This is a genomic window from Methylobacterium sp. J-001 (assembly GCF_022829565.1).
GTDB lineage: Bacteria > Pseudomonadota > Alphaproteobacteria > Rhizobiales > Beijerinckiaceae > Methylobacterium.
Genome location: NZ_JAKSYN010000051.1, coordinates 94,180 through 113,992 on the forward strand (window position 1 = coordinate 94,180; position 19,813 = coordinate 113,992).

Here is a 19,813-nt window from a genome sequence, read left to right on the forward strand (position 1 = left end):
ATTACCGGCGGCCGAACAGCCGCTCGATATCGGACAGCTTCAACTCGATCGACGTCGGACGGCCGTGGTTGCACTGGCCGGAATTGGGCGTCGCTTCCATCTCGCGGAGCAGCGCGTTCATCTCCTCCGGCCGGAGCCGCCGTCCGGCGCGAACCGAGCCGTGGCAGCTCATGCGCGAGAGCACCGCGTCGAGACGCCGACCGAGCGGGCCGCCCTCGGTGGCGGGGGCGCCGCCCTCCTCGTCGCCGCTGGATTCCAGGGCGTCGAGGATGTCAGTCACGAGGTCGCGGATCGAGGCGCCGAGGAGGGCCGCCGGGACCTCGCGCACCAGCACGGCGCCGGTCCCGAACGCCTCGATGGTGAGGCCGAGCCGGTCGAGATCCGGAGCGGCGGCGATCAGGCGCTCGGCCGCGTCCGCGCTCATCTCGACCACGTCGGGGATCAGGAGGCCCTGGCGGGCGATGCCGCCGCGGGCCCGCTCCGCCTTCATGCGCTCGTAGACCAAGCGCTCGTGGGCGGCGTGCTGATCGACGATGACGAGGCCGTCCCGGGTCTGGGCCAGGATATAGGTCTCGTGGATCTGGGCGCGGGCGGCGCCGAGGGGATGGTCGACGGCCTCGGCCGCCTCGGAATCGGTGCGAACATCGGCTTGGGGCGGGGCCGTCAGATCCGCCGGGCCCACGAACGCGGCCTGCGCCGCCTCGCCGAAACCCTGCGGCTCCCCGAAGACCGGCTCCGCATTCTCGAGGGATGCCCCGGGGGCCGGACGCCAGCTCTCCAGCGGGCGGTAGCCCGAAGGCGCGGCCACGGACGGCGTGCCTGCCGGGAAGAAGCTCGGCCGCGCAGAGCGAAACAGGCTCGGCGCCGCGGCGCCGGTATGGGGCACGAGCGCCGGGCCGGCCGGGCGCAGGGCGTCGAGGGTCCGGCTGGCGCCGGTCGTGGCCGAGCGCGCCCCGCCCCGGCGCAGGGCGTCGTGAATCGCGCTGACCACGAGCGCCCGCACCAGGCCCGGCTCGCGGAACCGCACCTCGGTCTTAGCCGGGTGGACGTTGACGTCGACATGGTCGGGATCGCAGGCGATGGCGAGCCCGAGCACGGGGTGTCGGTCGGAGGCCAGGGTATCGGCATAGGCCCCGCGCACCGCGCCGAGCAACAACCGGTCGCGTACCGGGCGGCCGTTGACCACGAGATGAATGTAGCCGGCCGCTCCCCGGTGATAGGTCGGCAGGCCGACATGGCCGGTGACCCAGAAGCTCTCGCGGATGAGCGATACCGGCAGGGCGTTGGCGGCGAAATCTGGCCCGAGCACCGCGGTCAGGCGACGCAGTTCCGCTTCCGGCCCGGTTTCGGCGGGCAGGAGCAGCGGCTGGCCGGCATCCGCCTTCAGGGTGAAGCGGATGCCGGGCTGGGCCACGGCGAGCCGCCGCAGGGTCTCGGCGATGGCGGCGTTCTCAGCCCGGTCGGATTTCAGGAATTTCAGCCGGGCCGGCGTCGCGGCGAACAGCTCGGTCACCTCGATCCGTGTGCCGCGCTGGGCCGGAGCCGGTCGCACCGGCCCCTTCAACCCGGCCTCGACGGTGAGGCTCGCCCCGGCCTCGGCGCCCTCGGGGCGTGTGGTGATCGCGAGGCGCGACACCGCGCCGATCGAGGGCAGCGCCTCGCCGCGGAATCCCAGCGTGTCGATGGCCGAGAGGTCGCCGCCCGGGAGCTTCGAGGTCGCGTGGCGTTCGATGCATAAAGCCAAGTCGTCCGGGCTCATGCCTCGGCCGTCATCGACCACCCGGATCAGCCGACGGCCGCCATTCTCCACCACCACGTCGATCGTGCGGGCGCCGGCATCGATGGCGTTCTCGACCAGCTCCTTCACGGCCGAAGCCGGGCGCTCCACCACCTCGCCCGCGGCGATGCGGTCGACGAGGATCGGGTCCAGGCGGCGGATGACGGGATGGGGGGCGGACATCGAGGCGCACGATAGCCCGCGGGGGACGGCGCTCCTAGGGTCCCGGGTGACAGCGTTGGCGTCGCAAAGCCGCGGCGCTCAGGCGCGGCGGCTGGAGCCACCCAGGGAGATGCGGCTGCCAGCGGGCCGGGCGCCGTGGCTCGGCGCCTTGTAGGGACGGCGGGACGCATCATAGAGCGCATTGCCGACAAGGCCGGCGGTTCGGCGCAGGATGGCGCCGTCGCAGGTCGCCGCAACACGCACGCCGATCTCGTGGGTGTGGCTGCGGCCATACAGCCAGACGGCGAGGCGTGCCCGGGTCGCCTCGGGGATGCCGTCGAGAATATAGGACGCCGTATCGGCGTCGGCCTTGATCAACTGGCCGACGGTTTCGGGCGGGATCGGGCAATCCACCGCGGGATCGTCGATGCTCAGTGGCTGGGTCTTCGTCATGGTCAAACCTGTCAGCCTGGGAACTGCAGGTTGAGGTGCCTTGGTTAACGAAGCGTCAACGGCCTGGGCCGCGCACGGCATGGACGTGTGTCACAGAGGCCTGCGGATCAGCTTGGCGACGAGCCCGACGATCCCCTCGCGGAATAGCAGGACGCAGAGCACGAAGACGCAGCCCTGGATGATCGTCACCCAGGCGCCGAATTGCGCCAGGTAGGTCTCCATGGTGACGATCACCAGCGCGCCGACGATCGGACCGAACACGGTGCCCATGCCGCCCACCAGCGTCATCAGCACCACCTCGCCCGACATCGACCAATGGACGTCGGTGAGGGAGGCGAGCTGGAACACGATCGCCTTGGTCGAGCCCGCGAGCCCGGCCAGGGTCGCCGAGAGGACGAACACCGCGAGCTTGTACTGGTTGGCCCGGTAGCCCAGCGAGATCGCCCTTGGCTCGTTGTCCCGGATCGCCTTGAGCACCTGCCCGAACGGCGAGTGGATGATCCGGTAGATCAGCAGCATCCCCGCCATGAAGATCACGCAGACGAGACCGTACATCGCCCGGTCGTCCGCGAGACTGAACACCCCGAACAGATGGCCCCGCGGCACCGCCTGGATGCCGTCCTCACCGCCGGTGAACTTGGCCTGCAGCGAGAAGAAGAACGCCATCTGGGCAAGGGCCAGGGTAATCATCGAGAAGTAGATCCCCTGGCGGCGGATCGCCAGCGAGCCGAAGATCAGCCCGAGCAAAGCGGCCGTGACGGTGCCCGACAGGATCGCCAGCTCCGGGGTGAAGCCGAGGCTTTTGGCCGTGTAGGCGCAGAGATAGCTCGCCATGCCGAAATAGGCGGCGTGGCCGAAGGACAGCAGGCCGCCGTAGCCGAGCAGCAGATTGAAGGCGAGGGCGAACAGCGCGAAGCACAGCACCTTCATCAGGTAGACCGGATAGAGCACCAGCGGCGCCGCGATCAGCAGCAGTGCGATGCCGACGAAGATCATCCGGTGCAGCGCCTTGTCGTCGCGGCGCATCGGCAGCGCGGCGGCGATCGGTGCGACGTCGATGGCGGCGGTGTCGGCCATGGAATTCGTCCCTAAGATCGCGATCAGGCCGTGCGCCCGAACAGGCCGGCGGGTTTGACGAGCAGCACCAGCACCATGATCACGAAGATCACGGTGGCCGAGGCCTCGGGGTAGAACACCTTGGTCAGGCCTTCGACCAGGCCCAGCGCGAAGCCGGTGATCACGGAGCCGATGATCGAGCCCATGCCGCCGATCACCACCACGGCGAAGACCACGATGATGATGTCGGCGCCCATATTCGGATTCACCGAGTAGATCGGCGCCGCGAGCACGCCGGCGAAGCCCGCGAGCGCCACGCCGAACCCGTAGGTCAGGGTCAGGAACAGGGGCACGTTGACCCCGAAGGCCTGGACCAGGGTGGGGTTCTCGGTGGCCGCGCGCAGATAGGCACCGAGCTTGGTCTTCTCGATCACGAGCCAGGTGGCGATGCAGACGGTGAGCGAGGCTACCACCACCCAGGCCCGGTAGTTCGGCAGGAACATGAACGGCAGGCGCTGGCCGCCCGACAGCTCCGCCGGGATCGCGTAGGGCAGGCCCGAAACGCCGTACTGGTTGCGGAACAGGCCCTGGATGATCAGCGCCAGCCCGAAGGTCAGGAGCAGGCCGTAGAGATGGTCGAGCTTGTACAGCCGGGCGATCAGCACCCGCTCCAGCAGGATACCGAAGGCGCCGACCACCAGCGGCGCCAGACCGAGCGCCCACCAATAGCCCAACCCGACATAGGACAGCAGCATCCAGGCCACGAAGGCGCCCATCATGTAGAGGGCGCCATGGGCGAAGTTGATGATGTTCAGGAGCCCGAAGATGATCGCGAGCCCGAGCGACAGGATCGCGTAGAACGAGCCGTTGATCAGGCCGAGCAGCAACTGCCCGAACAGCGCCTGGGTCGGCACGCCGAAGATCGTGGTCATCGCTCGCCCCTCATGGCCGTCCGCGGCGCCGCACCGTCAGCCCTTGACCAGGGGGCAGTTGCCCTCGCCCAGCGGGCGGAAGACCTGATCGCCGGGGATCGTCTCGAGCTTGTTGTAGAGGTCCCACTCGCCCTTCGACTCGGAGGGCTTCTTGACCTCGAACAGGTACATGTCGTGGATCTTGCGCCCGTCCGCGCGGATCGTACCCTTGCCGAACAGCGGGTCGTCGGTGGGCATGGATTTCATCTTGGCGACGACGGCGGCGCCGTCGGCGGTCGATTTCATCTCGGCCATCGCCTTGAGGTAGTGGAGCACGTCCGAATACACGCCCGCATGGTTGGCGGTGGGCTTGGAATTGCCCTTCATCTGCTTGGAAAACCGGTCCGAGAAGGCCCGGGTCTGGTCGTTCAGGTCCCAGTAGAACGGCTCGGTGAGGACGAGGCCCTGCGCGACCTTGGTGCCCAACGAGTGCACGTCCGAGGAGAACACCAGGAGGCCGGCCAGCGCCTGACCACCCTCGGTGATGCCGAACTCACCGGCCTGCTTGATCGAATTGATCGTGTCGGTACCGGCATTGGCCAGCCCGATGACCTTGGCGCCGGACCCTTGGGCCTGAAGCAGGAATGAGGAGAAATCCGACGTCGGGAACGGGGTCTTGACCGAGCCGACGACCTTGCCGCCGTTCTTGGTGATCACCGCACTGGTGTCACGCTGCAGCGTCTGGCCGAACACGTAGTCGGCGGTGAGGAAGAACCAGGTGTTGCCGCCGCGCTTGACCATGGCGCCGCCGGTGCCGTTGGCGAGCGCCACGGTGTCGTAGACCCAATGGATGGTGTTCGGCGTGCATTGCGGGCCGGTGAGGTCGGCGGTGCCGGCGCCGGTATCGATGAAGACCTTGTTCTTCTCTTTGGTCACCTGGCTGATCGCCAGGGCCACCGAGGAGGTGACGCCGTCGGTGATCATGTCGACGTTGTCGCGATCGTACCATTGCCGGGCGATGGCGGCACCGACATCGGGCTTGTTCTGATGGTCGGCTGAGACGATCTCGACCTTCAGCCCATGCTCGGCCGGCTTGAAATCTTCGACCGCCAGCTTCGCGGCGACCACGGAGCCCTCGCCGCTGATATCGGAATAGGCGCCCGAACGGTCGCCCAGAATGCCGATCTTTACGTTCGTCTGCGCGCTCGCGCCGCCCACCATCAGGGCACCGGCGAGGGCGGCGAGGGAGACGGACCCGATGAGACGTCCGAACATGGTCTTCCTATCCTCCGGCGGCGCAGCGGATCCCCGCCTGCCGAGTGTCCGACGCCGTTCTCCGGCGCTTATTGGGTATTGGCCGTCCGCCTCAGACGCCGAGATAGGCGTGAAGCTTGTCGATATTGGCGTCAAGTTCGGCATTGGGGATCATGTCGACCACCCTGCCCTGCTCGATGACGAAGTGCCGGTCGGCCAGCGTCTGCGCGAAGCGGAAATTCTGCTCGACCAGAACGATCGTATAGCCCTGGGACTTCAGTTGCTGGATCGTCCGGCCGATCTGCTGGACGATCACCGGCGCGAGACCTTCGGTGGGCTCGTCCAGCAGGATCAGCTTGGCGCCGGTCCGCAGGATGCGGCCGATGGCGAGCATCTGCTGCTCGCCGCCCGAGAGCTTGGTGCCCTGGCTGCCGGCGCGCTCCTTCAGGTTCGGGAACAGGGTGTGGATCTCGGCCACCGTCATCCCGCCGGGCTTCACCCGGGGCGGCAGCATCAGGTTTTCCTGGACCGTGAGGCTCGCAAAGATGCCGCGCTCCTCGGGCACGTAGCCGAGGCCGAGCCGGGCGATGTTGCGCGAGGCCATCCGGATGGTCTCAGCGCCGTCATAGACGATCGAACCGGTGCGCTTACCCAGGATGCCGATGATCGCCCGGAGGGTCGTGGTCTTGCCGGCGCCGTTGCGGCCCAGCAGCGTGATCACCTCGCCGGCCCGGACATCGATATCGATGCCGTGGAGCACGTGGCTCTCGCCGTACCAGCCTTCCAGCCCGCGCACGGTCAGGAGGGCGTCCGTCGCCGGGGCCGGCAAGGACGTTTTAACAGGCGTCTTCACAGCGGTCTCAAGCATGTCCCGCCCCGATATAGGCCTCGATCACCCGCGGATCCTTCGAGACGGTGGCGTAATCGCCCTCGGCCAGGACCTGCCCGCGGGCCAGGACGGTGATGCGGTCCGACAGCGACGCGACCACCGAGAGATTGTGCTCGACCATCAGGATGGTCCGGTCCTTGGAGACCCGCCGGATCAGCTGGGCCGTCCGGTCCACGTCCTCGTGGCCCATCCCGGCCATCGGCTCGTCGAGGAGCAGCATCTCGGGATCGAGCGCCAGGGTGGTGGCGATCTCGAGGGCCCGCTTGCGGCCGTAGGACAGCTCGACCGCGAGCGAGTCGGCGAACTCGGACAGGCCCACGGCCTCGACGAGCGCCAGGGCCTCGCCGTCGAGCGCCCGCAGCACCTTCTCGGGACGCCAGAAATCGAACGAATCGCCTCGCCGCCGGCGCTGGAGCGCGATCCGCACATTCTCGGTCACGGTCAGGTGCGGGAACACCGCCGAGATCTGAAAAGAGCGCACGAGACCGAGGCGCGCCACGTCGGCCGCCCGCATCCCGGTGATGTCCCGATCCTTGTACCGAATGGTGCCGGCAGTCGGGATGAGGAACTTCGTCAGCAGATTGAAACAGGTGGTCTTGCCTGCACCGTTCGGACCGATCAGCGCGTGGATCGTTCCGCGCTCGACTTCCAACTTGACGCCGTTGACGGCCCGGAATCCTTTGAATTCCATCGTCAAGCCATCGGTCGCCAGGATCACGTCCCGTGCCAAGCGCGTCCCTCCCGCGTATGTTTTATTGCCTGCCATATCGCCGATCCGGCCGTGACCAGTCCATCGCAAACGGTCCGCGCGACGGGACAATCCCCGGCTCATGATATGCTGATGGTTCTTGGCTTCCGGTCAGGGCTCTGATCTCCGGGGCCGATGCCGATGCGAATCGCGGCCGGCTGCCCCATCCCGCAGCCTCGGTGCGCCGGGGACCGTCGCTTGACCCCGCCACCGGCCCGCCTGTAACTCAGACAAATCGCAGCCGAGGGGGGCACATGGTCGGTCGAACGGCCTACATCGCTGTCGACTGGGGGACCACAAACCGGCGCGCCTACGCGCTGACCGCCGACGGCACCGTGGTAGACACCCTGCACGATGATCGTGGGGTCCTCGCGCTCAGCCCCGGCGACTATCCCGACGCCGTCGCGACATTGAGGGATCGGTTCGGCGCACAGACCATCGTCGCCGCCGGCATGGTCGGATCGACGCGCGGCTGGCGGGAAGCCCCCTATATCGACGCGCCCGCGACGCTGAAGGCTCTCGGCGCCGCGAGTCTCGAGGTCGCCCCCGGCGTACGGATCATCCCCGGCGTCGCCCTCAGAACCGGGCCGCGCCCGGACGTGATGCGCGGCGAGGAGGTTCAGGTGCTCGGGGCGATCAGCACCGGCGCCGCGCCGCCCACGGCTCTGTTCTGCCAGCCCGGCACCCACAACAAGTGGATCGAGACGGTGGACGGCGCGATCACGGATTTCGCCACCGTGATGACCGGGGAGCTTTTTGCCCTGGTCCGCAACCACGGTATCCTGGCCGGCATGCTGGACGGCGCGGTGGCGGACGGCGCCGCCTTCCGGGACGGCCTTCGCCGCGGACGGGACTCGCAAAACCTCGCCGCGGCCCTGTTCGAGGTCCGGGCCGGCGTGCTGCTCGACCGGCTGGCTCCGACGGACGCCACCGCCTATGCCAGCGGCGTGATGATCGGCGCCGATATCGGGACGCGCACCGATCTCGGTGACCGTCCGGTCCATCTGCTCGGCGGCGGCATCTTGGCCGCGCTCTACACCGTGGCGATCCGGGAAGCCGGCGGCCACGTCGTGACGGTTCCGGACGGATCGACCACGGCCGGCATCCACGCCATCTGGAGGTTGCGGGCATGACCATCCTCGACCGTTTCGAGGTCGCCTTCGCGGCCTGCCCACTGGTGGCGATCCTGCGTGGGCTCACGCCGGACGAGGCGCCCGCCATCGGCGATGCGCTGGTGGAGGCCGGGTTCACCCTGATCGAGGTGCCGCTCAACTCGCCGAACCCGCTCACCAGCATCGCACGTCTCGCCGAGCGCTTCGCCGGGCGTGCTCTGGTCGGCGCCGGCACGGTCCTGACGCCGACGCAGGTCGCGGAGGTCGCGGCGGTGGGTGGGACCCTGATCGTCTCGCCCAACACCGATGCTGCGGTGATCCGCGCCACCGTCGACGCCGGCCTCGTGTCGCTGCCGGGCTACCAGACGCCGAGCGAAGCGTTCGCCGCCCTGGCCGCCGGCGCGACGGCCTTGAAACTCTTTCCCGCCGATATCGCGACCCCGGCAGCGCTGAAGGCGCACCGGGCCGTGCTTCCGTCCAGCGCGCGTGTGCTCGCTGTCGGCGGCGTGACCCCCGATAGCGTCGCCGTGTGGCGCGCGGCGGGCGCCGTCGGCTTCGGACTGGGCTCGAACCTCTACCGCCCCGGCAAGCCGGCAACCAATGTCGCCCGGGACGCGGCGGCCTTCATTGCAGCGACTGGCGGATCTGCCTGACCGCAGCGCCGCCGTGACGGCGACCCGACCCAAGTCTAGAAGCGCGCCTGGGTGCAGATTGCGGGAGCGGGTGGATGACGGACGGGCGCATCGGGCAGGCGGACGGCTTCGACGATCTTGAGACGCCTTGCCTGCTTCTGGATGCGGACAAGCTGGCGGCCAACGTGGCCGGGATGCGGGCGCGTCTCGACCGGCTTGGCGTATCGCTCCGGCCTCACCTCAAGACTGCGAAGTCCCTCGCCGTCGCCCGCATCGCAATGGCGAGCCCGTCCGGCCCGGCCACCGTCTCGACCCTCAAGGAGGCGGAATATTTCGCCGCGGGCGGCGTTCGCGACCTGATCTACGCCGTGGGGATCGCACCGCAGAAGCTCGACCGGGTCGGCGCGATCCGGAGGCGCCAGGGCGCGGATCTGGCGATCGTCCTGGATTCGATCGAGCAGGCCGCAGCCGTAGCGGCCTGGAGCCGCGGCAACGGCGATCCGCTGCCGGTTCTGATCGAAGTCGATGCCGATGGGCACCGTTCCGGCGTTGATCCGCGTGATGCGGAGCAGCTTGTGGCGATCGGCCGGGTGCTTGCCGAAGGTGCGTGCCTGCGAGGCGTGCTGCTGCATGCCGGCGATAGCTACGGGCTGAACGATCCGGCCGCGCTCGCGACGGCGGCCGAAGCCGAGCGCCGCGCTGCCTTGACCGCCGCCTCCGTTCTGCGCACGGCGGGCCTGCCCTGCCCGGTGGTCAGCGTCGGCTCGACCCCGACAGCGCGCTACGCGGCGAATCTCGACGGCATCACCGAGGTCCGGGCCGGCGTGTTCATGATCGGCGACCTGTTCCAGGCCGGCGTCGGGTCGTGCGGGATAGACGACATCGCGCTCACCGTCCTGACGACGGTGATCGGCCACCAGCGGGAGAAGGGCTGGATCATCACGGATGCCGGCTGGATGGCACTCTCGCGCGACCGCGGCACCGCCCGGCAGGCGGTGGACCAGGGCTACGGCGTTGCCTGCGATCTGGCCGGACGCCCGTATCCGAACCTGATCGTGCGGGACGCGAACCAGGAACACGGCATCCTTGCGGTGCGGCCCGGCGCCTCCGCACCCCTTCCGGATCTACCGATCGGGGCTCGCCTGCGGATCCTGCCCAACCATGCCTGCGCCACCGGTGCCCAGCACGATGGCTACCATGCAGTCGTTCGCGGCCGGCTCACCGGCGCGGTCTGGCCGCGCATCAACGGCTGGTGAAGCGTGGTCTCAGGGCCGGTTCGAGACGCTCCGGACCGGCCGGGCGGACTGGTCCATCACCACGCGGCAGCCGGGGCTGAGATTTGGCCGCTGCTGGCGCAGGCACACCGTGATCGCCGCGACGTTCGGGATCTGCGACGCGCAGAGACGCATGACGTCCGGCGTGCAGGCGGCGCGGTCGGCTCGGGAATCCGCCAACGCGGGCACGGCACCGGCGATCAGGGCGAGCAGCGCGATCGAGGCCGACTTCATCGCAACAGATCCTCTGGAAGGTGCTTGAAGGGGCCGAACGGCCCAGTCTGGAAGTTGGGCGAGAACGCCCGGACCTACCGAGATATCCCCCCGGCAAATGCCCTATTCTGTCGCACCATCGGCGCCTCGCGATGTGTGACCGCGGGCCGATAGGATCGGCGGTCAAGCGCGTCCGGCGCGATCAGGGTCTCGAGCCAGGCGTGATCGCCCCGGTGGCGACGGGCTCGGCCAAAGCCGCGGCGGCGTTTGCCGGGGCCTTTTGCCGATCGAGCTTGTCCGCCGAGACGAGAGCGGCTGCGATCAAGGCCGCCACCGCCAGCGTCGCCTTCACAACCTCCCAGGTCCGCGCAAGCATGATGAATTCCCAACGGCGTCACAGCATCTTGGGCAGATCAACCTGGGGCGAAGCTGTTCAGGACGCTTACCGCGCACAGGCCCATCGATCCGTGACTTCGGGATCCTCAGCGCGGACCCTTCCCAAAACCTTTCGGACTCAGCGGCCCGGCTTCATGCACGCAGACCTGATGCATCCGTGCCTCACCGGGTCGCGGAGGATGCGGCCTCGGCCGCCAACGCCTCAAAGACCAGCGCATGCCGGAGTGCCAGGGCGTCCACGTCCTGAGCGTAGCCCCCGCCGATGACAGCCACGAGTGGGATGAGTCGGGCACGCGCCTGCGCCACCACGAACTGGTCGCGTGCGAACAGGCCAGCGTCGCTGAGGCAAAGTCGCCCAAGCCGGTCGTCGCGATGCGGATCGACCCCGGCATTGTAGAAGATGAGATCGGGAACCAGCGCATCGAGGAGCGGCGGCAGGCGGGCGTGCAGCACCTCCAGATAGCCGACGTCATCGAGGCGGTCCGGCAGGCCGATATCGAGATCCCCGGCGATCTTCTGGCCCGGATAGTTGTTCTCGCAATGGATCGAGAGCGTGAACAGGTCCGGATCGCATGCCAGGCAATCTGCCGTGCCGTCGCCCTGATGGACGTCGCAATCGACGATCAGGACACGCCGGACGGCCCCCTCTTTCTGCAGGGTCCGGGCGGCGACGGCGACATCGTTCAGCACGCAGAAGCCGGCGCCCTGCAACCGCCGCGCATGATGGCTGCCGCCGGCGGCGCTCCCTGCCAGCCCCTCGGCCAGCGCCAGTCGGGCGGCAAGGAGCGTCCCGCCCACAGAGGCTCGCGAGCGGCGGACGAGGGCTGCATCCACCGGCAGGCCGATGGCCCGCTCGATCTCCCGGGGGACGGCGACGCCGAGGACCGCGGCCACGTAATCCGGATCGTGCGCGTTGATCAGGATCTCGGCGGTCGCCAAATCCGGCGTGACGAATCCGAGCGGTGCCAGACCCTTGGCGACCAAGGTTTCGGCGAGCAGGCCGTATTTCCGCATCGGAAACCGGTGCCCGGCCGGCAGGCTCGATTCGTAGGCCGGGTGAAAAGCGATGGGCGGGATCACGACGGCGTGCCGAGATCGGCGAGGATCGCCTCCGCCAGCGCCAGACCGCTGTCATGCGCTGCTTCGACCCGCGGCCCGAGGCACCAATCGCCGGCAGCGCCCAGGTGCAGGCCGGAATCATACTGACAGGGCTTGCCGAGGGCCCCTTCGACCTGGGCATAGCGCCAGCGATGCGCTTCCGCGTAGCTCCATCGAAGCGGCGTGCCGAGACGGGCGACTGCAGATTGCGTCAACGCCGACACGATCGCTTCGCGAGGCTCCTCCAGATGCGTGCGCGACCAGTCGGGCGTTGCGTGCACAGTCAGGCGGAAGCCTTCCGGTCGACCGGGCTTCGACGAATCCAATGCAATGAGCCCGATTGCTCCATCCTGCGGCTTCATCAGAATCTCCGCGGGGGCTTGTTCGACGGCCAGCATCAACGACCAGCATGGCGCGTAGGTGGCGCGCTCGATGTCCGGGAGAGCAAGCCCCGATTGGGCAAGCAGCGCGACGGCCTGGGGGGCCGGGAACGTGATTGCGATCGCGGCGAATGGGCCATAATCGGCACCCGCACCGTCTGTCAGGTGCCAGGACGCTCCATTGCGGCGGATCCTGGTGATGGTGGTACTGCGCGCGACCGTGAGGCCGAGGAGAAGATCACGAGCCGGCGCGTTCATGTCGGGTACGCCGACCCAGCGGCCTGCCCCCGCCCAGGGCGTCACGATACCCCGCCGCTCCCAATCGTTGAGCCGCGCGGCGAACGCGGCTCCGTGCGCACGCATGAACTGCGCCCCGTGGTCGAACTGCATCGCGCCCGAATGCCGGGTTGCCATCCGACCGCCGACGTCGCGCCCCTTGTCGAAGATGCGCACCGCGTGGCCGGCCTCGGCGAGACGTCGTGCCGCCGCCGCACCGGCCATGCCGGCGCCGAGGATCGCGACAGGGTGGCGTTGGCTCAAGGAATTGTCCCGCGTTGGCAGCAGACCCGTCGGTCTTGCTGTCCGCAGAACTAGGGGAGGTTGGCGGCCGCGTCAGAGACGATTGACCGCGACCGTTGGACCCGGAGCATCTATCCGGGTGATACGGCATCGTCTCGCATCGCACTTGGCTGCTATCCGCACTGACGCGGACGGCTTCTCCCGGCCGTAACGCCCAGTCAGGGCTGTTCCTCATCAGCCGAGGAGTGGTGCGGGTAGAGGGAATCGAACCCCCACGCCTTGCGGCTGGCGATTTTGAGTCGCCCGCGTCTACCAATTCCGCCATACCCGCGCGCGTCGGGCTCTTCGCATAGGTATGGCGTCTGCGCCAAGGGCGTCGGCGCTGTTTTTTGCCGAACCAGGCGATCTGGCCATTGCGCGGCGCCTATGCTCAAAGGATCGCCGTTCCCTCAAACCCGGACGTTGAATGCTTCGGCGGCTCTACGCGTGGATCCTCGCGCTCAGCGGCAGGCCCTCCGCGCCCTACGTGCTCGGGGCCGTCGCCTTCGCCGAGAGCTCGTTCTTTCCGGTCCCGCCGGACGCGATGCTTGTGCCGATGGCGGTCAGCCGACCCGATCGGGTCTGGCTCTACGCGACCATCGCCACAATCGCCTCGGTGCTGGGCGGCCTCGTCGGCTACGCGATCGGCGCGCTGCTGTTCGACTCCGTCGGCGAATGGCTCATCCGCTTGTACGGGCTTCAGAATTCCGCGGCGACCTTCCAGGATTCCTACGCCCGCTACGGCCATTGGGTGATCCTGTTGAAGGGTCTGACGCCGATCCCCTACAAGCTCGTGACGATCACGTCGGGCTTTGCCCATTACAGCCTGTTCTGGTTCACGGTTCTGTCCGTGGTCACCCGCGGGGCCCGGTTCTTCATCCTGGCCGGTCTACTCGGTCGCTACGGTGTCCAGATCCGCGGCGTGCTCGACCGGCATCTCAACGCGGTCGTGGCGATCTCGGTCGCCGTCGTCGTCCTCGGCTTCCTGTTGTTCAAGGTGATCCTGTAGCCATGAACGTTGCGTCGGCGCTGCGCCTCAAGAGAACGGGCCTCTGGCTTACCCTCGCGTCCGCCCTGATCCTGGGCGCCGTCTTGATCCTTCAATACGGCTACGGCTACGCGCCGTGTAAGCTCTGCCTGACCGAGCGGCTTCCGTACTATGCCGCTATTCCGCTCGGGCTCGCGGCCCTCTTCGCGCCGGAACGCCTCGCGCGCCTCGCCCTCGGACTCGCAGCCCTCGGGCTCCTGTATGGGGCCGGGATCGGCGTCTACCATGCCGGTGCGGAATGGGGTTTCTGGCCGGGGCCGACCGATTGCGGCGGCGGCACGGGGGCCAATCCGGGTCAGGTTGGCGAATTCCTGAACGCGCTTCAGAGCACCAGGGTGGTGGACTGCTCGGTGGCGGCGATGCGGGTCCTGGGGATCTCGCTCGCCGGGTGGAACGCCTTTGCGTCCTTCCTGCTAGCCTCTTTCTCCGGCACCGCCGCCGTGAGGTCCTGAACGCGCAGCGCGAAGCGGCTCAGTTGCGGTCGTCCGGCATGATCGGGATCGGCGCGACGTCGATCCCCTCATCGATGAGCGCACGCGCCTCGGCTGGGCTCGCCTCGCCGTAGATCGGACGGCCCTCGGCCTCGCCGTAATAGATTTTGCGGGCCTCTTCGGGGAAGCGCGCCCCGACATGTTCGGAATTGGCGACCACCTGCTCGCGCAACGCCCGTAGCATAGCCCGCACTTGGCGCTCGGGCTCGGCGATCATCGGCATCGGGGCGTCGGATTGGGGCGCCACCGGCGTCGCAAGCTGCCCGCGATCGGTCCGGGCGACGCTTGGCGCCATGAGGGCCTTCATCACGTTGGCGCTGTCGCAGATCGGGCACGTCACGAGACCGCGCGCGGCCTGAGCGTCGTAGGATTCGGAAGACGGAAACCAGCTGTCGAAGCCGTGTGCGGCTTCGCAGACGAGACTGTACCGGATCATTCTATTGCTTACTGTGCGGCCTCGGCCTGAGGCCCGATGCGCTCGACCGTGAACGCGCGTGCGTGCTGCAGCGCCGGGATCCGCGCCCGGGCATCCGCGACCTGTGCCAGATCGATCTCGGCCAGGATCACCCCTGGCTCCGATCCGCCCGCATCCGCGAGCACCCGCCCCCAGGGATCGACGATCAGCGAATGGCCGAAGGTCTCGCGACCGTCCTCGTGGACGCCACCCTGCGCCGCCGAAATCACGAAGGCGCCGGTCTCGATCGCCCGCGCCCGCTGCAGGATGTGCCAGTGGGCCTCGCCGGTCTGGCGGGTGAAGCACGCCGGCGCAGTGAGAATCTCGGCCCCCGCCTCTGCCAGCGACCGATATAGGGCCGGGAAGCGGATATCGTAGCAGATCGTCAAGCCGAGCATCGCCCAGGGCGTGGACGCCACGACCGCGCAGGCCCCGCCGGTATAGGTCGCCGATTCGCGCCAGCGCTCGCCGCTCGGCAGATCGACATCGAACAGGTGCAGCTTGTCGTAGGACGCGAGGATCTCGCCATCGGCACCGATCAGGTAAGCTCGGTTGGCAATCTTGTCGCCCGATCGGACTGCGATCGATCCGATATGCACCAGGGTACCGGTCTCGCGGGCGACCTGCCGCAGACCGGCGAGGGTCGCGTCCTGATCCTCGGTAGTCACGCGCTCGAACAGGCGTTCGCGGCTCCGCTCGACCAGGGAGGTCATTTCCGGAGTCTGCACATAGGACGCGCCGCAACTGGCCGCTTCGCGAACACCCGCGACCGCGGCGTCGCGGTTGGCGCCCGGGTCACGGCCCGAGCGCATCTGAACGCAGGCCGCGATGAACGTCCGCTCAGGCATCGGCCTTGTCCGTCAGCAGCGGATCGAGTTTGCCGGCGCGGTCGAGGGCGTAGAGGTCGTCGCAGCCGCCGACATGGGTCAGCCCGATGAAGATCTGCGGCACGCTGGTGCGCCCACCAGCGCGCTCGACCATCGTGGCCCGCGCACCCTGGGCACGCTCCACATCGATCTCTTGGAAGGCAACGCCCTTCTCTTTCAGCAGGCTCTTGGCCGCCGAGCAATAAGGGCACCAGGCCGTGGTGTAGATCGTGACCGGCTGCATGGCGTTCGTCGTCTCGCGCGGAAGCTCCCACCATATAGGAGCGCGCCCGTGAAAATACCTATGCCCGCGTGGTCACAGCCGAAGCTGTCGGCACTCTGTGCCGGTCAGGCGGCCATCAGCTTCTCGACCTCGTTAACGAGATCGCGCAGATGGAACGGCTTGGAGAGGACCTTGGCGTCCTTGGGGGCCTTGGAGTCCGGATTCAGCGCGACGGCAGCGAAGCCGGTAATGAACATTACCTTGATGTCCGGGTCGAGCTCGGTGGCGCGCCGCGCCAGCTCGATGCCATCCATCTCGGGCATCACGATATCGGTCAGCAGCAGCTCGAACGGTTCCTCGCGCAGCCGGTTATAGGCCGACAGGCCGTTGTCGAAGGACAGGACGTCGTAGCCCGCGTTCTGCAGCGCCTTGGCCAGGAACCGGCGCATGTCGTTGTCGTCTTCCGCCAGCAGGATTTTCATCGGCCGTTTCCGAGCCCTCGAGTCGAAATGTTGATCCCATAAAGGGAGGCGATGGTAAACAAGGTGTTAGGATTTGAGCCCGCAGCCGGCGCCGCACGTCCCCGAGACGGACGTGTGGGCCGTCTGCACCAGAGTGGACAGGCGACCATTCGCATACCACAGTGCGTATCCGCCGCGTTTTTCCAACCGCCGGGGCCTGCACAAACCCAATGACCGCGCCCGAAACGGTACAGCCCGATGTCTTCGGTTTTGCCCCGGCCTTCGCGGTCGACGCGCCGGCGACGCACACCCTGCCCTTCGTCTTCAATACCGGCCATTCCGGCGCCGTCTACCCCTCGGATTTCATCGCGGCCTCGCGACTGGATGCGCTCAGCCTGCGCCGGTCGGAGGATGCGTATGTCGACCGCCTGTTCGCCTCGGTGGTCGAACTCGGCGCTCCGCTCCTGCGGGCCAATTTTCCGCGGGCCTTCCTGGATGTGAACCGCGAGCCGTTCGAGCTCGACCCGCGCATGTTCGACGGACGGCTGCCGCCCTTCGCCAACACGCGATCGATGCGGGTGGCGGGCGGCCTCGGCACGGTCCCGCGCGTCGTGGCCGATGGTCAAGAGATCTATGCGCGGCGGCTGCCGGTCAGCGAGGCGACCGCCCGGATCGAGGCCTTGTACAAGCCTTACCACCGGGTCCTCCGCAGCCTGATCCAACAGACGGCGCGCCTCCATGGCCACTGCGTCCTGATCGATTGCCACTCGATGCCGTCCTCGAGTCTCGGGCGTGATGCCGAGGTCAAAGCCGATATGGTTCTGGGGGACCGGTACGGAACGGCCTGTGCGCCCAGCCTGATCGAGGCGTTCGAGACGGCGTTCCGGGCACAGGGCTTCCGCGTTGTGCGCAACAAGCCTTATGCTGGCGGCTTCATCACCGAACATTATGGCGAGCCGAATCTCGGGCGTCACGCCCTGCAGATCGAGGTGAACCGGGCCCTCTACATGAATGAGGCGAGCCTCGCGATGACGCCGGATTTTCCGAGCCTCGTGAAGGCGTTGCGGACGGTCATCGCGACGGTCGCGGCCGATCTCGGCGACTTGACGCCCCGCAGGATGGCGGCCGAATAGGCCCCTCACCGTTCACCTGCCGAGCAAACCCGACGCGAGCCTGAACTGGGGAGCAAGGCAAGAAAAAAGGCCACTCCCGAAGGAGCGGCCCGAAGTCTAGGGAGGAAACGCCCAAGAAGGGCTACGGGATCGCGACGCCATCGCGATCTCGCAATGCACAAATTAAAGTGCGACGCACAAGAAGCAAGGCTTAATTCGCGCTCGCCTCCGCAACAGCTGCATGCCTCCGCCGCGTTTTGCGCAAAGGCCTCAGCTTTGTTCGAGCAGCTTGGCGATCTCAGCCCTCAACGGCCCAGCGAGTTCCGGCCGCTCCAGCGCGTAGGCGAGGTTGGCAGTGAGGAAGCCGATCTTGGAGCCTGTGTCGTAGGTCCGGCCCTCATAGCGCATCCCGAAGAAATCCTGCGTTTCCATCAGGTCGATCATCGCGTCTGTGAGCTGGATTTCGCCGCCGGCGCCCTTCTTTCCGTGCTCCAGGATGCCGAAGATCTCGGGCTGAAGGATGTAGCGCCCGGAGATGATGTAGTTTGAGGGCGCCGTGCCCTGCTTCGGCTTCTCGACCATCCCGGTGATCTCGAAGGATTGACCATAGGTCTCACCGACGCTGACGATGCCGTATTGGTGCGTCTCCTCCGGAGCGACCTCCTCGACCGCGATGACGTTGCCGCCGTGGCGCTCATAGGTCGACAGCATCTGCTGCATGCACCCGCGGCTCAACATGTCGGGCAGCAGGACCGCGAACGGCTCGTCTCCGACGATCTCGCGGGCGCACCACACCGCGTGACCGAGGCCGAGCGGGGCCTGCTGGCGGGTGAAGCTGGTCTGACCCGCCTTGGGGAGATCCCGCTTCAGCTCCTCGAAAGCGGCCGTCTTGCCGCGCTCCTGAAGGGTGTGTTCCAATTCGAACGCAATATCGAAATGGTCCTCGATCACCGCCTTGCCGCGACCCGTGACGAAGATGAAGTGCTCGATGCCGGCCTCGCGCGCTTCGTCAACGACGTGCTGTACGACCGGTCGGTCCACGACAGTGAGCATTTCCTTCGGGACCGCCTTGGTGGCGGGCAGGAATCGCGTGCCCAAGCCCGCGACGGGCAGGACAGCCTTGCGGATCGGTTTCATCAAGCGGCGACCTCAAAAACTGAATGGACCGGCAGGGGCAAAGGTTCGGACAGCGAGATAGCCTAACACGATGCTTCGCAAGGCCTCTACGTCGTTAGTATGAACCGTTGCTCCGTAAATATACCGTCTGCGACCACCTAAAGTCGCCGTTATCAAGTGGAATCCCACACGGCGCTTGAACGTGCGATGAAGCGACGGCGGATAGCCTTGCCCCGTCGCGGCCCCATCGGGCAAGGCTCCCGGCGGGCACGATCGAAACGGCTACGGAGCGGGTGACATGGCGGTACTGGTGACGGGCGGGGCCGGGTATATCGGCAGCCACATGGTTCTGGCGCTGCTGGATGCCGGCCACGAGGAGATCGTGGTGCTCGACGATCTCTCCACCGGCTTCGACTGCGCCGTGCCCGAGGGGGTCAAGCTCGTGGTCGGCCACGTCGCCGACCAGGCGCTGGTCACCCAGACCATCCTGCAGCACCGGATCGACCCGCTGGCCCACTTCGCCGCCCGGATCGTCGTGCCGGACTCGGTCGCCGACCCGCTCGGCTACTACCTCGCCAACACGGTCAAGACCCGCGCCCTGATCGAGGCCGCCACCCGCGCGGGCGTGCGCCACGTGATCTTCTCCTCCACGGCCGCCGTCTACGGCGAGCCCGAGGTGGTGCCGGTGCCCGAGGACCTGCCGCTCGCCCCGATCAATCCCTACGGCCGCTCCAAGCTGATGAGCGAGTGGATGATCGCCGACGCGGCGGCCGCCCACGGCTTCTCGTACGTCGTGCTGCGCTACTTCAACGTCGCCGGCGCGGATCCGGCCGGGCGCTCGGGCCAGTCGACCCCGAACGCGACGCACCTGATCAAGGTGGCCACGCAGGCCGCGCTCGGGCGGCGCGACCGGCTCGACGTCCACCGCCCCCCCTACCCGCCCCCGCCCGCCCCGCCCCCCCCCCCCCCCCTCCCCCTCTCGCCCCCCCCCCACCCCCCCCGCCCCCCCCCCCCCCCCCCCCCCCCCCCCCCCCCCCGCCCCCCCCCCCCCCCCCCCCCCCCCCCCCCCCCCCCCCCCCCCCCCCCCCCCCCCCCCCCCCCCCCCCCCCCCCCCCCCCCCCCCCCCCCC

The 19,813-nt window shown here is 68.1% G+C and carries 23 protein-coding genes and 1 tRNA gene; 7 read left to right on the forward strand and 17 right to left on the reverse strand.

Annotated features, from left to right (window positions below; translation table 11 throughout):
• Position 1: 1 nt before the first annotated feature.
• The 7 genes from mutL to MKK65_RS05580 form a co-directional block, all read right to left on the reverse strand.
• Positions 2-1,960 (reverse strand): DNA mismatch repair endonuclease MutL, encoded by a 1,959-nt coding sequence (mutL, locus tag MKK65_RS05550; RefSeq protein WP_243956145.1) that lies wholly within the window; start codon positions 1,958-1,960, stop codon positions 2-4.
• A 78-nt stretch (positions 1,961-2,038) separates the two neighbouring features.
• The gene (locus MKK65_RS05555; protein WP_058190153.1) at positions 2,039-2,392 is read right to left on the reverse strand and encodes a hypothetical protein; all 354 of its coding nucleotides are present in this window, start codon (positions 2,390-2,392) and stop codon (positions 2,039-2,041) included.
• Positions 2,393-2,482: 90 nt separating this feature from the next.
• Positions 2,483-3,469, reverse strand: a complete 987-nt coding sequence (locus MKK65_RS05560; RefSeq protein WP_243956146.1) for a branched-chain amino acid ABC transporter permease — start codon at positions 3,467-3,469, stop codon at positions 2,483-2,485.
• 23 nt (positions 3,470-3,492) lie between these two features.
• Positions 3,493-4,380, reverse strand: a complete 888-nt coding sequence (locus MKK65_RS05565; RefSeq protein ID WP_243956147.1) for a branched-chain amino acid ABC transporter permease — start codon at positions 4,378-4,380, stop codon at positions 3,493-3,495.
• Between the two features lie 36 nt (positions 4,381-4,416).
• The gene (locus tag MKK65_RS05570) at positions 4,417-5,634 is read right to left on the reverse strand and encodes an ABC transporter substrate-binding protein (RefSeq protein WP_058190150.1); all 1,218 of its coding nucleotides are present in this window, start codon (positions 5,632-5,634) and stop codon (positions 4,417-4,419) included.
• Positions 5,635-5,725: 91 nt separating this feature from the next.
• Positions 5,726-6,481, reverse strand: coding sequence for an ABC transporter ATP-binding protein (locus tag MKK65_RS05575; RefSeq protein ID WP_243956149.1), 756 nt, complete (start codon positions 6,479-6,481; stop codon positions 5,726-5,728).
• Positions 6,474-7,232, reverse strand: a complete 759-nt coding sequence (locus MKK65_RS05580; RefSeq protein ID WP_243956151.1) for an ABC transporter ATP-binding protein — start codon at positions 7,230-7,232, stop codon at positions 6,474-6,476. Before MKK65_RS05580 ends, MKK65_RS05575 begins: the two co-directional genes overlap by 8 nt.
• Before the next feature lie 272 nt (positions 7,233-7,504).
• Between MKK65_RS05580 and MKK65_RS05585 the strand changes: the two genes are divergently transcribed.
• From MKK65_RS05585 to MKK65_RS05595, 3 genes are all read left to right on the forward strand, one after another.
• On the forward strand, positions 7,505-8,383 hold the full coding sequence (locus MKK65_RS05585) for a 2-dehydro-3-deoxygalactonokinase (RefSeq protein ID WP_243956152.1): 879 nt from the start codon (positions 7,505-7,507) through the stop codon (positions 8,381-8,383).
• Positions 8,380-9,015, forward strand: coding sequence for a 2-dehydro-3-deoxy-6-phosphogalactonate aldolase (locus MKK65_RS05590; protein ID WP_243956153.1), 636 nt, complete (start codon positions 8,380-8,382; stop codon positions 9,013-9,015). The genes MKK65_RS05585 and MKK65_RS05590 overlap by 4 nt, the downstream gene beginning before the upstream one ends.
• 74 nt (positions 9,016-9,089) lie before the next feature.
• Complete coding sequence (locus MKK65_RS05595; RefSeq protein ID WP_243956154.1) at positions 9,090-10,250, forward strand: alanine racemase; 1,161 nt, start codon at positions 9,090-9,092, stop codon at positions 10,248-10,250.
• 9 nt (positions 10,251-10,259) lie between these two features.
• On the opposite strand, the gene MKK65_RS05600 is transcribed toward MKK65_RS05595, so the two are convergent.
• From MKK65_RS05600 to MKK65_RS05620, 5 genes are all read right to left on the reverse strand, one after another.
• Positions 10,260-10,502, reverse strand: coding sequence for a hypothetical protein (locus MKK65_RS05600; protein WP_243956155.1), 243 nt, complete (start codon positions 10,500-10,502; stop codon positions 10,260-10,262).
• Positions 10,503-10,683: 181 nt separating this feature from the next.
• Positions 10,684-10,857 carry a hypothetical protein gene (locus tag MKK65_RS05605; protein WP_201025692.1) on the reverse strand — a complete coding sequence of 58 codons (174 nt, stop codon included), beginning with the start codon at positions 10,855-10,857 and terminating at the stop codon, positions 10,684-10,686.
• A gap of 182 nt (positions 10,858-11,039) precedes the next feature.
• Complete coding sequence (locus MKK65_RS05610) at positions 11,040-11,957, reverse strand: histone deacetylase (RefSeq protein ID WP_243956157.1); 918 nt, start codon at positions 11,955-11,957, stop codon at positions 11,040-11,042.
• Positions 11,954-12,895, reverse strand: a complete 942-nt coding sequence (locus MKK65_RS05615) for an NAD(P)/FAD-dependent oxidoreductase (RefSeq protein ID WP_243956166.1) — start codon at positions 12,893-12,895, stop codon at positions 11,954-11,956. The genes MKK65_RS05610 and MKK65_RS05615 overlap by 4 nt, the downstream gene beginning before the upstream one ends.
• Positions 12,896-13,120: 225 nt before the next feature.
• Positions 13,121-13,205 (reverse strand) — tRNA-Leu (locus MKK65_RS05620).
• 135 nt (positions 13,206-13,340) lie between these two features.
• Here MKK65_RS05620 and MKK65_RS05625 point away from each other — a divergent pair.
• Both MKK65_RS05625 and MKK65_RS05630 read left to right on the forward strand, forming a co-directional pair.
• Positions 13,341-13,922 carry a YqaA family protein gene (locus MKK65_RS05625; RefSeq protein WP_243956168.1) on the forward strand — a complete coding sequence of 194 codons (582 nt, stop codon included), beginning with the start codon at positions 13,341-13,343 and terminating at the stop codon, positions 13,920-13,922.
• 2 nt (positions 13,923-13,924) lie between these two features.
• On the forward strand, positions 13,925-14,413 hold the full coding sequence (locus MKK65_RS05630) for a disulfide bond formation protein B (protein WP_243956176.1): 489 nt from the start codon (positions 13,925-13,927) through the stop codon (positions 14,411-14,413).
• Between the two features lie 19 nt (positions 14,414-14,432).
• Here MKK65_RS05630 and MKK65_RS05635 read toward each other — a convergent pair whose 3' ends face one another.
• The 4 genes from MKK65_RS05635 to cpdR all read right to left on the reverse strand — a co-directional run bounded on the left by MKK65_RS05635 (position 14,433) and on the right by cpdR (position 16,477).
• A complete protein-coding gene (locus MKK65_RS05635; protein WP_243956177.1) occupies positions 14,433-14,888 on the reverse strand; it encodes a DUF1178 family protein in 456 nt (151 codons plus the stop codon).
• An 8-nt stretch (positions 14,889-14,896) separates the two neighbouring features.
• Positions 14,897-15,754, reverse strand: coding sequence for a carbon-nitrogen hydrolase family protein (locus MKK65_RS05640; RefSeq protein ID WP_243956179.1), 858 nt, complete (start codon positions 15,752-15,754; stop codon positions 14,897-14,899).
• A complete protein-coding gene (grxC, locus tag MKK65_RS05645; RefSeq protein WP_058190138.1) occupies positions 15,747-16,016 on the reverse strand; it encodes a glutaredoxin 3 in 270 nt (89 codons plus the stop codon). Before grxC ends, MKK65_RS05640 begins: the two co-directional genes overlap by 8 nt.
• Before the next feature lie 104 nt (positions 16,017-16,120).
• Positions 16,121-16,477: a cell cycle two-component system response regulator CpdR gene (gene cpdR, locus MKK65_RS05650; RefSeq protein WP_007558883.1), complete on the reverse strand. Its 357-nt coding sequence runs from the start codon at positions 16,475-16,477 to the stop codon at positions 16,121-16,123.
• A gap of 209 nt (positions 16,478-16,686) precedes the next feature.
• On the opposite strand from cpdR, the gene MKK65_RS05655 reads away from it, so the two are divergent.
• Positions 16,687-17,589, forward strand: a complete 903-nt coding sequence (locus MKK65_RS05655) for an N-formylglutamate amidohydrolase (RefSeq protein ID WP_243956181.1) — start codon at positions 16,687-16,689, stop codon at positions 17,587-17,589.
• 249 nt (positions 17,590-17,838) lie between these two features.
• Here MKK65_RS05655 and galU read toward each other — a convergent pair whose 3' ends face one another.
• Complete coding sequence (gene galU, locus MKK65_RS05660) at positions 17,839-18,705, reverse strand: UTP--glucose-1-phosphate uridylyltransferase GalU (RefSeq protein ID WP_058190136.1); 867 nt, start codon at positions 18,703-18,705, stop codon at positions 17,839-17,841.
• A 277-nt stretch (positions 18,706-18,982) separates the two neighbouring features.
• On the opposite strand from galU, the gene MKK65_RS05665 reads away from it, so the two are divergent.
• Positions 18,983-19,813: NAD-dependent epimerase/dehydratase family protein (locus MKK65_RS05665; protein ID WP_243956187.1), on the forward strand; the 831-nt coding region annotated here is incomplete at its 3' end.

Bases quoted from the DNA above. Each gene is read 5' to 3' on its own strand.
- MKK65_RS05575 (WP_243956149.1), bottom strand. From the start codon at position 6,481: ATGCTTGAGACCGCTGTGAAGACGCCTGTTAAAACGTCCTTGCCGGCC.
- MKK65_RS05600 (WP_243956155.1), bottom strand. From the start codon at position 10,502: ATGAAGTCGGCCTCGATCGCGCTGCTCGCCCTGATCGCCGGTGCCGTG.
- MKK65_RS05635 (WP_243956177.1), bottom strand. From the start codon at position 14,888: ATGATCCGGTACAGTCTCGTCTGCGAAGCCGCACACGGCTTCGACAGC.
- cpdR (WP_007558883.1), bottom strand. From the start codon at position 16,477: ATGAAAATCCTGCTGGCGGAAGACGACAACGACATGCGCCGGTTCCTG.
- MKK65_RS05560 (WP_243956146.1), bottom strand. From the start codon at position 3,469: ATGGCCGACACCGCCGCCATCGACGTCGCACCGATCGCCGCCGCGCTG.
- MKK65_RS05655 (WP_243956181.1), top strand. From the start codon at position 16,687: ATGACCGCGCCCGAAACGGTACAGCCCGATGTCTTCGGTTTTGCCCCG.
- mutL (WP_243956145.1), bottom strand. From the start codon at position 1,960: ATGTCCGCCCCCCATCCCGTCATCCGCCGCCTGGACCCGATCCTCGTC.
- MKK65_RS05625 (WP_243956168.1), top strand. From the start codon at position 13,341: ATGCTTCGGCGGCTCTACGCGTGGATCCTCGCGCTCAGCGGCAGGCCC.
- galU (WP_058190136.1), bottom strand. From the start codon at position 18,705: ATGAAACCGATCCGCAAGGCTGTCCTGCCCGTCGCGGGCTTGGGCACG.
- MKK65_RS05605 (WP_201025692.1), bottom strand. From the start codon at position 10,857: ATGCTTGCGCGGACCTGGGAGGTTGTGAAGGCGACGCTGGCGGTGGCG.
- MKK65_RS05640 (WP_243956179.1), bottom strand. From the start codon at position 15,754: ATGCCTGAGCGGACGTTCATCGCGGCCTGCGTTCAGATGCGCTCGGGC.
- MKK65_RS05630 (WP_243956176.1), top strand. From the start codon at position 13,925: ATGAACGTTGCGTCGGCGCTGCGCCTCAAGAGAACGGGCCTCTGGCTT.
- MKK65_RS05555 (WP_058190153.1), bottom strand. From the start codon at position 2,392: ATGACGAAGACCCAGCCACTGAGCATCGACGATCCCGCGGTGGATTGC.
- grxC (WP_058190138.1), bottom strand. From the start codon at position 16,016: ATGCAGCCGGTCACGATCTACACCACGGCCTGGTGCCCTTATTGCTCG.
- MKK65_RS05570 (WP_058190150.1), bottom strand. From the start codon at position 5,634: ATGTTCGGACGTCTCATCGGGTCCGTCTCCCTCGCCGCCCTCGCCGGT.
- MKK65_RS05595 (WP_243956154.1), top strand. From the start codon at position 9,090: ATGACGGACGGGCGCATCGGGCAGGCGGACGGCTTCGACGATCTTGAG.
- MKK65_RS05585 (WP_243956152.1), top strand. From the start codon at position 7,505: ATGGTCGGTCGAACGGCCTACATCGCTGTCGACTGGGGGACCACAAAC.
- MKK65_RS05590 (WP_243956153.1), top strand. From the start codon at position 8,380: ATGACCATCCTCGACCGTTTCGAGGTCGCCTTCGCGGCCTGCCCACTG.
- MKK65_RS05565 (WP_243956147.1), bottom strand. From the start codon at position 4,380: ATGACCACGATCTTCGGCGTGCCGACCCAGGCGCTGTTCGGGCAGTTG.